The sequence below is a fragment of the Psychrosphaera sp. genome, from assembly GCF_982872775.1.
In genome coordinates this window covers 38,953-47,431 of sequence record NZ_CEYNSH010000023.1, presented here as the reverse complement: position 1 = coordinate 47,431, position 8,479 = coordinate 38,953, and the positions used below count along the sequence as shown (strand labels likewise).

General features: G+C 42.0%; 8 protein-coding genes. 6 read left to right on the top strand and 2 right to left on the bottom strand.

Annotated elements, in window-relative coordinates; all coding sequences use genetic code 11:
* The coding region (locus tag AC4E96_RS08570; RefSeq protein WP_490255515.1) for a M36 family metallopeptidase at positions 1 to 3,146 on the bottom strand (3,146 nt) is incomplete at its 3' end.
* A 232-nt stretch (positions 3,147 to 3,378) separates the two neighbouring features.
* On the opposite strand from AC4E96_RS08570, the gene AC4E96_RS08565 reads away from it, so the two are divergent.
* Entirely contained in the window at positions 3,379 to 3,930 is a 552-nt protein-coding gene (locus AC4E96_RS08565) for a redoxin domain-containing protein (protein ID WP_488032326.1), read from the top strand.
* 29 nt (positions 3,931 to 3,959) lie between these two features.
* Here AC4E96_RS08565 and AC4E96_RS08560 read toward each other — a convergent pair whose 3' ends face one another.
* Positions 3,960 to 4,424: a hypothetical protein gene (locus AC4E96_RS08560; protein ID WP_490255514.1), complete on the bottom strand. Its 465-nt coding sequence runs from the start codon at positions 4,422 to 4,424 to the stop codon at positions 3,960 to 3,962.
* A 196-nt stretch (positions 4,425 to 4,620) separates the two neighbouring features.
* On the opposite strand from AC4E96_RS08560, the gene ccoN reads away from it, so the two are divergent.
* The 5 genes from ccoN (at position 4,621) to AC4E96_RS08535 (ending at position 8,476) form a co-directional block, all read left to right on the top strand.
* A complete protein-coding gene (ccoN, locus tag AC4E96_RS08555; RefSeq protein WP_488032324.1) occupies positions 4,621 to 6,051 on the top strand; it encodes a cytochrome-c oxidase, cbb3-type subunit I in 1,431 nt (476 codons plus the stop codon).
* Between the two features lie 13 nt (positions 6,052 to 6,064).
* Positions 6,065 to 6,712, top strand: a complete 648-nt coding sequence (gene ccoO, locus AC4E96_RS08550) for a cytochrome-c oxidase, cbb3-type subunit II (protein WP_488032323.1) — start codon at positions 6,065 to 6,067, stop codon at positions 6,710 to 6,712.
* 5 nt (positions 6,713 to 6,717) lie between these two features.
* Entirely contained in the window at positions 6,718 to 6,903 is a 186-nt protein-coding gene (locus AC4E96_RS08545) for a cbb3-type cytochrome oxidase subunit 3 (RefSeq protein WP_488032322.1), read from the top strand.
* On the top strand, positions 6,896 to 7,864 hold the full coding sequence (locus AC4E96_RS08540; protein WP_490255513.1) for a c-type cytochrome: 969 nt from the start codon (positions 6,896 to 6,898) through the stop codon (positions 7,862 to 7,864). The genes AC4E96_RS08545 and AC4E96_RS08540 overlap by 8 nt, the downstream gene beginning before the upstream one ends.
* 135 nt (positions 7,865 to 7,999) lie before the next feature.
* Positions 8,000 to 8,476: a FixH family protein gene (locus AC4E96_RS08535; RefSeq protein WP_490255512.1), complete on the top strand. Its 477-nt coding sequence runs from the start codon at positions 8,000 to 8,002 to the stop codon at positions 8,474 to 8,476.
* Positions 8,477 to 8,479 lie beyond the last annotated feature (3 nt).

Sequence of the window (8,479 nt, the reverse complement as noted above, 5' to 3'; positions counted from 1 at the left end):
GAATCGTCGTTACAGTCAGCCAAAACTGAATTACAGCTTAGGACTTCGAATTGACGTAAAGCCGTAAAACGATTACCAGACATTTCTGGTAACGCACTCACTTGCACTCGATTTATTGCACGAACTGGACCTAATTCCATGGTGACTTCGGAACCACGCATTTCATCCGTCGCACTATTAATCCAGTTAGTTGTTTCTGTGTCATCAATCAGGCCATCAAAACTCTCACCAGCTCCAAATGCAACCGTACCTTGTGATTTAGATGCCCAGTTACTCGCTAATCTAGTTATTAATGTTGTTTGTTCACCTGCTTTTACAGTTTGTGTAAAACGGAAGTGTCCATAACCCCTAGCAACGACTAAAAAGTCATAAGTACCAGGTGCGAGTTCAACTGGCGCTGCCATATTATTGTGGTCACCAATTGTGGTTACGATTGGCATCGCACGCGCTTCAAAGTTACCGACATACACATCTGCTTTTAAAGGTTGTAAACCACGTTCGTCATTACAACCGCCACAAAATATAAATTCATCTTTCGCGACTGCTTTAAAGCTTACGCTAGCATTTTGATGTTTTGGTGAAGCAAACGAAGGAATTGGATCTGGATCATCGGCATCAACGGTTGATGCATCGATACCAAAACCGCGGTTTGCAAAAACGAGCCACATTGCTTCATGGTTAGCACCATCAAAACGGAGCACATCTGCAGCTAACATCGCATCACGTGCATCCAACATTGATTGTGTTGCTGGCAACATCAAAAACGCATCATGTACTAACTGTATCCAACGGCGGTTACCTGGACATTGATCAACAGGTAAAGCACCATCAGCACAAGCTTGTTGTAAGGCTCGATCATTGTATGGATAAGCGCCGTCATAGGCTTCAACTAATGCCTGCCTAACTAGATAATTTGTCGCACTCCAGATTTCACCATCAGCGTGAACTTGTGTTTCTTCTGCACACTCTGCACCTGGCAAATCTAGAAGAGAGCTGTTACAAACAAAATCATACCCCACATTTGAGTAGTTAAGTGGCGAGTTATTCATGGCGTAGTTACGAATACCACGTTGTTTGTCACCCGTCACAAATGCACCAACTGCAAAAGGGTTACTACCAGGGTAAACAAAACCATTACCAAACAGGTATTCAACCGCAGTTAAGTCACCCCAACTTTCACCCATAGCACGGCCTTGGTTGCCTGAAAGGCTTCCGTTAGGGCCATCTACCATTCGGTTTTGAATCGCATGACCATATTCATGGCCAATGACCGACATATCATAGTCGCCATCTGAACAAGGCGCATAAAAAGCACCTGCGATTGGTTGCCACAAATACATATTGGTAATCGGTGCAATACCATCGTTAAGAGTGATCTGGTTTGCGTTGTCACGACCTAAATAACTTGGTGCTCCGCCTGTTAAGGCGCCGGCTTGGACGTTACCGATTTCTGGATCGTTTTCTCGGTCCTTACCCGTTGCGCCAAAGTTTGACTTTTGTAAGTTTGAGTTTTTTTCAGTAAAGCCTAAATAATATGACCAGTCATGCATTCGGTTGTGCATAGCAAACAAATTTGCTGTAGCGGCATAGACATCATTTGCTGAACCAGATGACGCATCTGCAAATGCAGTCGGCGAACATTGGGACTGACGCCATGTATCTTTGAAAGGAAAGTCGTATTGTCTCGTAGGTGATACAGGGCGATTACCTTCCGCAGGTGTTAATGGACTCCCCCATGCTTCTCCTGTTACCGCCGCGTTACCTACAGTTGTAAAGGTTGATTCATTGGTCTGGAAATCAAAGTCCCACGGTGCGCGCGCCGCGGAGTTTTCTAAAACTAATTTACAGTCTGGTAAAGGTGCACCTGCACCATCTTCGCCACTCCAACACCACTGTTCTCGTATATCTTGGCTACTGTCTGCAAGAGACGGCCCCGTAGGGAACACATTCCAAGTGGCCGTGTTAAATACACTAGGAACTTCAGTATCATCCCATGTTATGGTGCCAACATAGTTATAAGGCGCTACGGTCGCACTTTGATATGGGCAAACTTGCGCGTAATAATCGCCAGCGGGTATACCGCCTGCTGGTTCATACACCATGGTATCCGGAGTTGTTCCTAAATCGTGTGTTGCAATCAAACCACTGTCATCGTGTAACTTAATAACCACATCATTGGCAGGTACAGCCGCATGTCCATTAACGACGATACGTTTGTTACCATTTCCTAACGTGTATGGCCCATGTAGTGGGCCGCAGGATGTTGCAGATGTAAATTCACCTGTAAATGATTCAGTTTGGGCTATGTGCTGAACTCTGTTTTGACGAGAGATTACTTCACCATCTAGTGCATTGACAAACATGGTGTAAGCTTCTGCTTCCCCACCGTCGACGTTGATGACTATTGTTTCAAAAACTGGCACGACACCGTTAGGCGTCGGCATGGCGACTAACCTAAAACGTTGCGGTTGTGCAAAACCCGGAACGGATAACATTGACCAAGTGTGGTCATTTTCTAACGTCTTTACCGAAACCGCGTCTATAACTTTACCCACTTTACCAGCGGCCGTGAGCCATGCGGTTATTCCATCTAATTGAGGCTCTGCTACAGCTCCTTGTTTGCCAGCTAAAGATGAAGATAAATAGACAAGCTTATCTCCTTTGATTGCCATACTAACGCGGCCACCATAGGCACTTTCTAAACCATTAAATGTTTGCTCTAGTAAAACTATATGACCTGCACCAATTTCATTTACATTTACTACGCGAAGGTTTTCAACTTCAGACTCGGTCATATTAAACAGGTTTTTGTTGTTAGCGAGCCAATTTTTTGCCCTCTGTGCCGGAGTATCGCCTTGTAATCCAGAATCGACCACTCCACTGTGGTTGATCAATGAGTGTGGAGTACCAAACATATTCCAACGCGCATCCAATCCTTTTTGCTCTACCCAATCAAGTTGAGACTGCATTGGCATTAAGGCGTTTGCTTTTCGTAGGTCAAAATCTGGTTGTGCTATTTTATGGTGGTCAATTAAGCCTGCCGCCAGTACGTCGGTGTTAGCTAGGCTCAGCCCCATTGTAATAGCAACCGCCAATGTGGATATTTTTATGCTTTTATTCCACTTAAAGTTAGTTGTTGTTTTCATTTTCTTTTACCTTTGTTTAAAAAACCTACAAATACTAGAAGGAACGGCACAAAACCGTAATGAGCAAAACTACTTATGAAAACTGGGTATTTTCACTCATACATTGGACCGATGAGCGGACCTGTTAAAGGTAATTAATGGCATGTTCGATGAATTTACACTAATACTATTATTGAACTGTAAAGTGTTTATAGACGTTAAAAGAAGTGAACCAATTTAAAGAAGGGATCTTATGTTTACTAATAAACTTCATGCTGGTAGTCAGTTTCCAACCATTCAAGTCACTTTGGACAGTGGCAAAGACGTCACACTCGGTAAGCCAATCAATGAAGATGCAGATTGGCAAATGGTTGTGGTTTACAGGGGGGCACACTGCCCTATGTGCACAAAGTTTTTGAATGAATTAGAAGACTTTAAATACCTCTTACTGGATATTGGTATCGACATGATTGCTGTATCTGCGGATAGGCCAGAACAACTTGAAGCTCATAAAAAAGATTTAAAAATAGGTTTTCCCATTGCACATAGTCTTAGCTTAAAAGCGATGGATGAATTGGGGGTTTATCAATCTGTGCCAAGAAATGAACACGAAACTGACCATGTCTTCGCTGAACCTGCCCTTTTTATCGTAAACCAAGATAATGACTTACAGGTAGTGGATATAAGCAACAACCCTTTTGCTCGCCCAGAAGTCATAAAACTTTATGAAGGATTGAAGTGGATTAGGGACCCTGAAAATAATTACCCAATACGCGGAACCCATCATGAACCACTAAGCGAATGAGTGAAGGACACTGGAAGTCCAACCATATATTAAATAGACTGACGGTTCCAATAGCTGCTTATTGGAACCGTTTCGACGCTTTCATCCGCAAACTTCAATATTAATAACCATTCCATTCTTGGCTCTGCACACATACCAAAGTATAAATTAGCTGTGCGCTCATAACTGTCTTTTTTAACCTCAGGAGTATTGATGCCCGTAGAATCATTAAAGACTATAGGAATGATACCCATGTTCATATTAAGGGCGTTTAACTCTGCTGATACTATTGGTTTTGTGCTTCTAAAAGTGATCGAATAAAGATTCTCTACCATAATAATATCGGTGTTTATAAAGATTGCAGCTGAAGGAGATTTAAGCTCAGTACAATTTGAAGGCGTGGCCTCACAATCAATGCTGTTTGACGTTTCTATATCATCGCTACATCCAGATAACATTAAAACTAAACTACTGGTTAGCCAAACAAAAAGCCTAAACGTTGTTTTTTTGAGCATTCGGATTCTCTAATCGTTGATCTGGGACAATAAACTGCACTTGGTCGCTGTTATTTTATTCTCAAAGTCTTTATTATGCACCCCGCGCTAATGTCTTTAATTGAGTTTTTGGTTTATTTAACCCAAAAATCTCAAATAGAGTCTAAAATTTAAAACTTTAATAACCTTATTTTTCACGGGTAAGTGGAACCACACTATGACAACAACAAACATTGCTCACCCAGAGTACAACTACAAGGTTGTAAAGCAGTTTGCTTTAACAACTGTTTTGTGGGGTATCATAGGTATGAGCGTAGGTGTTTTAATTGCTGCGCAGTTAATTTGGCCTGCACTAAACTTCGATACGCCTTGGCTTACGTTCTCACGTTTGCGTCCATTGCACACCAATGCCGTAATCTTTGCGTTCGGTACAAGTGCTCTTTTCGCAACTTCTTATTACGTGGTACAGCGTACTTGTAAAGTAAGACTTATCAGTGACAAGATTGCTGCATTTACGTTCTGGGGATGGCAAGCCATCATCTTATCTGCCGTAATCACGTTACCATTAGGTTACACAACATCAAAAGAATATGCAGAATTAGAGTGGCCAATTGATATTGCGATTGCCATCGTTTGGTTAGCTTATGCATATGTGTTTATAGGCACACTAGCGATTCGTAAGACAAGTCACATATATGTAGCGAACTGGTTCTACGCTGGCTTTATTATAACGGTTGCAATACTTCACATCGTAAACAGCCAAGCTATTGCAGTAAATGGTATGAAGTCATACTCAATTTACTCAGGTGCAGTCGATGCCATGGTTCAGTGGTGGTATGGTCATAATGCCGTTGGTTTCCTACTAACTGCAGGTTTCTTGGGTATGATGTATTATTTTGTACCTAAACAAGCCGAACGCCCTGTTTACTCGTACCGTTTATCAGTCGTTCACTTCTGGGCACTTGTATCTCTTTATATCTGGGCTGGCCCTCACCACTTGCATTACACTGCACTACCTGACTGGACACAGTCTCTTGGAATGGTAATGTCAGTTATCTTATTTATCCCATCATGGGGTGGCATGATCAACGGTATCATGACGTTATCTGGTGCTTGGCACAAACTTAAGACTGACCCAGTTTTACGTTTCCTAATCGTTTCACTGTCTTTCTACGGTATGTCGACGTTTGAAGGCCCGATGATGGCAATCAAATCAGTTAATGCATTATCACACTACACTGACTGGACAATCGGTCATGTACACTCTGGTGCATTAGGTTGGGTTGCAATGATTTCGATTGGCGCCCTATATCACTTAATTCCACGCTTGTACGGCTTGTCACAAATGGTGTCTAACAAGCTGGTTAATACGCACTTCTGGTTACACACAGTAGGTGTTGTATTGTACATCGTTGCGATGTGGTTCTCTGGTGTGACTCAAGGTCTAATGTGGCGTGCTGTAAACGCGGACGGTACATTGACGTACAGCTTCGTACAAAGTTTAGAGGCCTCTTATCCATACTATTTCGTTCGTTTTGTAGGCGGTGTATTCATTGTCGCGGGTATGTTGGTTATGGCTTATAACGTTGTTAAAACTGTTCGCCACGCCAAACAGCACCCAGAAGCAACACAACCGCAAGTAGCATAAGGAGTAGTATTTTATGGCGACTAACCATCATGAAAAAATAGAAAAAAGCGTTCCGCTACTTGCGATTTTTACAGTAATAGCGATCAGCTTCGGTGCATTAGTGGAAATTACTCCACTAATGTTCCAAAAAGATACAACAACACCTATCGCGAACTTACGCCCTCTTACTCCATTAGAGATGGAAGGCCGTGATATTTATATCCGTGAAGGTTGTAACAACTGTCACAGTCAGATGATCAGACCTTTCCGTGCAGAAGTAGAGCGCTATGGCCATTACTCTGTTGCTGGTGAGTCAGTTTGGGATCACCCATTCCTTTGGGGCTCCAAGCGTACTGGTCCAGACTTAGCTCGTGTAGGTCAAAGATACAGTGATGACTGGCACCGTGTTCACTTGATCAACCCGCGTGATGTTGTTCCTCAATCTAATATGCCAGGCTTCCCTTGGTTAGAAGAGAACAAACTTACGGGTGAATACACTGCAAAGAAATTAGAAGTGTTTAACCGCCTAACCGCTGGTAAAACTCATAAAGATGAAGAAGGTAACTACATTCCGCTTTATTCTGCTGAAGATATTGCTGGTGCAAAAGCAGCGGTTGAAGGCAAGACTGAAATGGAAGCATTGATTGCTTACCTTCAGCAACTAGGTACTCACCTTAAGTAGGCTTTATGGACTACGGAACGTACCGCGGAATTTACACTTTAATTTTATTGATACTATTTTTGGCTATCGTTTACTGGGCATATAATAAAAAGTCGAAAAAAGACTTTGATAATATCGCCGAGTCTATTCTTGATGATGACGATGTAAAGGATCAGCCTACTAAGAAGGAGTCATCTAATGGTAATGACTAGTTTTTGGAGTTGGTGGGTAATCATACTTACCGTTTTCTCTATAGTTGCATGTTTTTTTATTATCACATGGAACCTTAAAAATTATACACACGTTGGTGAAGGCGAATCGATGGGTCATGAATTTGACGGTATCGAAGAATTAAACAACCCTCTTCCAAAGTGGTGGACATACACTTTTTACCTAATTTTGGTTTGGTCAGTACTTTACCTGATCGCCATGCCTGGTTTAGGTAACTGGCAAGGTGTTTTAGGCTGGAAGAGCTCAAACCAGGGGATCACGACATTAGACGAGTCAAAGCGTCTAGCTGCTAAGGCACGTGAAGAAGGTTTATTGGTGCAATTAGACCAAGAAATGGCCCGCGCTGATGAAGTATTTGGTCCTGTGTTTGAAGAGTTAGCAAGCAAACCAATTCTTGACTTAGCTTACGACGAACAAGGTTTTAAAGTAGGACAGCGTTTATACCTTCAAAACTGTGCACTATGTCATGGCTCTGATGCACGCGGTTCTGACGGCTTCCCTAATTTACGCGATAACGATTGGTTATTTGGTGGTTCTCCAGAAACTATCAAAGAAACTTTGTTATATGGCCGTAAAGCCCAGATGCCAGGTTGGGAAGCAGCTTTAGGCGAACAAGGTATTCAAGAAATGACTGAATACGTGCTTCGTCTAGCGGGTCGTAAAGTTAACGACAAATTAGCAGATGCTGGCCAAGCTAAATTTGCGATGTGTGCCGCTTGTCACGGTCCAGATGGTAAAGGTTCTCTTGCTCACAATTTACCTTTTGGTGCGCCAAACTTAACCGATAACATCTGGTTATACGGTGGTTCACGTAAAGCAGTTGAAGAGACATTACGTTACGGTCGTAATGGTGTAATGCCAGCATGGAAAGACGTATTAGGTGAAGATAAAGTTCACGTAATTTCAGCGTATATTTACAATATTTCGCACCCTGATAAGTAAAATTAGGGTAGAATAAAAGGCCTCTTCGGAGGCTTTTTTTATATCTGTTCAAAACTTATAAAAGTGAGAAAACCAGTTGGTCTCTACGTATTGGTTTTGGAGTTTGATAGTTAGAAATTTTAAGAGACGTATTTGATGAAAAAAGACAATAAACCTTGGTACAAATACCCATGGCTGTGGTTTGTAATCGCCCTACCCGTAACTTCGATGATTTCAGGCGTTGCTACAATCATCATCACAAATAAAAATCAGCCAGAGATCATTGTTGATGATTATTACAAAAAGGGAAAAGCAATTAACCAAGAACTAACGCTATATAAAGCGTATGCGAACTCAGGGATTGAATTAAAAGTTCGCATGATCAATAAGCGTTTTGAAATTCAAGCTAACGAAGATTTAACGGCATTGAAAGTAACCTTAGTTCATTCTACACAGGGTAAACGCGATATGGACTTTGTTGTTACAGCTGCTTCTAACGGTATATATGGTAAAACATTGGACAATGCCTTGTCAGGTAACTGGAGTCTATTTGTTGAGCCAATGGACGGCAGCTGGAAAGTAAAACAAAAAGTTGCACTACCAAGCAGTGATTGGGTTGAGTTAAAGGCATAAGAT